The organism is Microseira sp. BLCC-F43 (assembly GCF_041929235.1).
Lineage (GTDB): Bacteria > Cyanobacteriota > Cyanobacteriia > Cyanobacteriales > Aerosakkonemataceae > Microseira.
Map to the genome: position 1 here is coordinate 1 of NZ_JBHFNP010000139.1, position 3,320 is coordinate 3,320.

The window sequence follows — 3,320 nt, forward strand, 5'->3', positions numbered from 1 at the left end:
TTGACGGAGACTTAACATACTCGAGTAGTCCTATGGGATTGCACCCAGAAATGCCACCAGAAAAAGCCTTTATGTTAAAGAAACAAAAAGGCAAATGTGCATACTGTGGATTGCACTTTCTCGATGGAGACTTATGAGAAAGCGACCATATTATCCCTACAAGCAATGGGGGTAAAAATTCCAAAGACAATAAGCAATTACTCCAGCGACACTGCCACGACTTAAAAACTGCTCAGGATATGGTTGGTATGGGTGACAAGCACCAAGTAACTGAGGAGCCGGATGAGGTGAAAGTCTCACGTCCGGTTCTGAAGACGAGTCAGAGAGGTGACGCTCTGGCTTAGTTCAACAACAAAGCGCTGCATACTCGCACACAAGCTTGGTAAGAGCGACAAGAACGGGTTCCCTCCGATGCTGACTCAATCGAAGAAGCAAGAAGACTGGCAATTCCTCAACGAGGTGAGTTGCGTTCCACTTCAGCAGGGATTGAGAAACCTGCAAAAAGCGTTTAGCAACTTCTGGGCAGGTCGTGAATCTTACCCAAACTTTAAAAAGAAGCGAAGTGGTGGCAGCGCCGAGTTTACCCGTTCTGCCTTCAAATGGAAGGATGGACAACTGTGGTTGGCAAAATGTTCTCAAAACTTGCCCATCCGTTGGAGTCGGACTCTGCCCAAGGGTGTGAGCCGTCTACTGTTACAGTAAAACTGGATGCATCGGGACGCTGGTTTGTCGCCTTGGTGGTAAATGATTATACCGTTAAGGCATTGCCCCAAGTCGATAAAGCCGTAGGAATTGATGCGGGAATTACCTCGTTGATTGCCACGAGTGATGGCGAAAAGATTGCTAATCCTAAACATTTCAAACGCCTTAGATTTAAGTTGAGGCAAGCTCAAAAAGCTCTGTGTCGTAGAGTAAAAGGCTCCAACAATAGAGAGAAAGCAAGGCATGAAGTTGCTCGGATTCACGCAGCCATTGCTGACGCAAGAATTGATTTCCTTCACAAGTTGACCACTCGATTGGTGCGCGAAAACCAACCCTTTGCCGTCGAGGAGTAAGGCTCGTGAAGAACATGTTGAAAAACCGTAAGCTCAGTGCAGCTATTGCTGATGCAAGCTGGTCTGAATTGATACGGCAGCTGGAATATAAATGCCAGTGGTACGGTCGGACACTGGTTAAAATTGACCGTTGGTTTCCCAGTACTAAACGCTGCGGGAAATGCGGTCACATTGTCGATAAATTGCCGCTTGATGTCAGGGTGTGCAACTGCCCTGAATGTGGGACGCACCACGACCGGGACATCAATGCCGCAAACAATATTCTTGCCGCAGGGCTTGCGGTGATAGACTCCGTCGCGAACGTAAGACCTGATAGGGATGAGTCTAAAGCGCGGTAGCGAAAAACCTGTAAGCGAAGGAAACAGAAACCCAAATCGTGAGGTTTGGGTTTCTCCCGTTATAGCGAAGCTTAACGGGAGAGGATGTCAACTCGGTTAGCTCTGAAAATTAATCGGTAAAGGTTTCTTGTCAATCTTTCCATCCCATCCGCAACTCAGCTAAGCGTCGCCGTGCTTTGTCATCTAGGGAATTGGCTAAAAAACGACCGCTGGATTGTTTGCGCGGTTGATGTTTCCGCCGCAGGCGCTGCGCCGTTGATTCGATTTCGTATGCCAGTTCCTGCGCTGACATCCATTGGGCACCATAGCCCACGACTGTTAGCTTCTGCGCCCTGTCCGATGTGGCAACAATCAGCCGCCGCTGCAATGGGAGCAACTGGTGGCGCAGTACAGCACAGGATTTTTCGATAAAAGTGTCTGCGGTTTGCCCAAATTCGGTGTAGTATACAGATAAATTCTCTGTAATCACCTCGTTATTGCCGGGGGTATCGCGGTAATGGGCATCAAACACGACTTTAGTATCAAAGCCCTGAAAAGCGCTATAGCTTGTCAGGGCTTCAACCAACTCCCAGCGGGCTGCTTCTAAACCTTTGCGATCGCGGGTATAGATCAGCTTATTCCACGAACCAATTATGTTGTAGCCGTCTACTAGCAAAACTGCTGACGGCGGTGGGGATGTCATTTTTCAACGCCAAAGTTTTCTAAACTTAACGTTTTCGATATTAATTCATATCTCCATAGTAATCAAAGTGTTACTTCGGTTGACATAATCCCACAAATATGCATTTTCTGTCGGCAGAAGGGCCCAGGGGCAGGTGAGCAGAGGGGCAGGTGAGCAGAGGAGAATTTGAATAGACATTCTCCCTTGCACACCCGCACACCTGCACTAGGAGCTAATTTCCTCGACTTGCATCAGACGTTGCTTTAAGCGGTTTGGATCGCCAGAGTCTACAACTTGGCCTTGTTCTAATAAAAAAGCACCATCGCAGTAATTCAACTCATCGAGGCGGTGAGTTACCCATAGGGCGGTGATGCCTTGACTTTTGACCAAACGCTGTACCCCAGCCACCAGATCTAACTGACTATCTGGATCGAGTAACGCAGTGGGTTCATCTAAAAGTAAAACTTCACAGCGACGGGCAATAGCGCCCGCGATCGCCACTCGCTGCTTTTGACCCCCACTCAAAGCATAAATAGGCCGTCGCTGCAAGGCTAGTAAATTGACTGCTGTCAGCGCTTCTTCTACCCGCTGGCGCACCGCAGGTGGGGAAAGATTTTCCTCTACTAACCCAAAAGCCACATCTGCCCCAACGGTGGGCATTACTAATTGATGATCGGGATTTTGAAAGACGAAACCTACTGGCTGAGCAATTTGAATGTTACCCGACTGAGGAAGCAACAAGCCAGCCAGCAACCTCAGCAACGTTGATTTACCGCTGCCATTGGTTCCCAAAAGCATCCAAAATTCGCCTTTGGGAACCTCCAGCGAGCAAGATTGTAAAATCTTGTCGCCTTTAGGCCAGCTAAAGCACAGATCGGTTACTTGAATGGCTGCTTGTGTCATGCGATCGCTAATAACAGCGTTTACCTATTTCAACAAGAAGGCTCACACCTACCCGAAGGGAGGTGTTGAGATGAAATGGGCGATGACGAAACCATCCCCGACCAATATCAACCGTCACGTTGATTAGAGAGTGGGGTGGTTGAGGAATCGCCAATCTCCGGGCTTGGTAATCGGTCAATCCAATCTTCTACCAATTGAGTCATCGTCTTTTCTTTGTCAGCTGCATATAGCCTTAGCTTATTGAGCCTACGCTCGGTTATCCTTAAATTCAATCCCTTTTTAGTCATAACCATCTACACAATATCTACATCAATGATACTATATTAATGGTCGATGACCCTCGCGACTGTATGGAACAGAAAG

6 protein-coding genes are annotated in these 3,320 nt (G+C 47.9%); 4 read left to right on the forward strand and 2 right to left on the reverse strand.

Annotated features, from left to right (window positions below):
• Positions 1–152 precede the first annotated feature (152 nt).
• The 4 genes from ACE1CM_RS19620 (at position 153) to ACE1CM_RS19635 (ending at position 1,393) form a co-directional block, all read left to right on the forward strand.
• Positions 153–344, forward strand: coding sequence for a hypothetical protein (locus ACE1CM_RS19620; protein ID WP_374879539.1), 192 nt, complete (start codon positions 153–155; stop codon positions 342–344).
• Positions 345–411: 67 nt separating this feature from the next.
• Entirely contained in the window at positions 412–702 is a 291-nt protein-coding gene (locus ACE1CM_RS19625) for a hypothetical protein (protein ID WP_374879533.1), read from the forward strand.
• Entirely contained in the window at positions 630–1,055 is a 426-nt protein-coding gene (locus tag ACE1CM_RS19630; protein ID WP_374879534.1) for an RNA-guided endonuclease InsQ/TnpB family protein, read from the forward strand. The genes ACE1CM_RS19625 and ACE1CM_RS19630 overlap by 73 nt, the downstream gene beginning before the upstream one ends.
• 14 nt (positions 1,056–1,069) lie before the next feature.
• Entirely contained in the window at positions 1,070–1,393 is a 324-nt protein-coding gene (locus ACE1CM_RS19635; RefSeq protein WP_374879541.1) for an RNA-guided endonuclease TnpB family protein, read from the forward strand.
• A gap of 130 nt (positions 1,394–1,523) precedes the next feature.
• Here ACE1CM_RS19635 and ACE1CM_RS19640 read toward each other — a convergent pair whose 3' ends face one another.
• The gene (locus tag ACE1CM_RS19640; RefSeq protein ID WP_374879535.1) at positions 1,524–2,075 is read right to left on the reverse strand and encodes an NYN domain-containing protein; all 552 of its coding nucleotides are present in this window, start codon (positions 2,073–2,075) and stop codon (positions 1,524–1,526) included.
• A 204-nt stretch (positions 2,076–2,279) separates the two neighbouring features.
• Positions 2,280–2,957 carry an ABC transporter ATP-binding protein gene (locus ACE1CM_RS19645; protein WP_374879537.1) on the reverse strand — a complete coding sequence of 226 codons (678 nt, stop codon included), beginning with the start codon at positions 2,955–2,957 and terminating at the stop codon, positions 2,280–2,282.
• Positions 2,958–3,320: the final 363 nt, after the last annotated feature.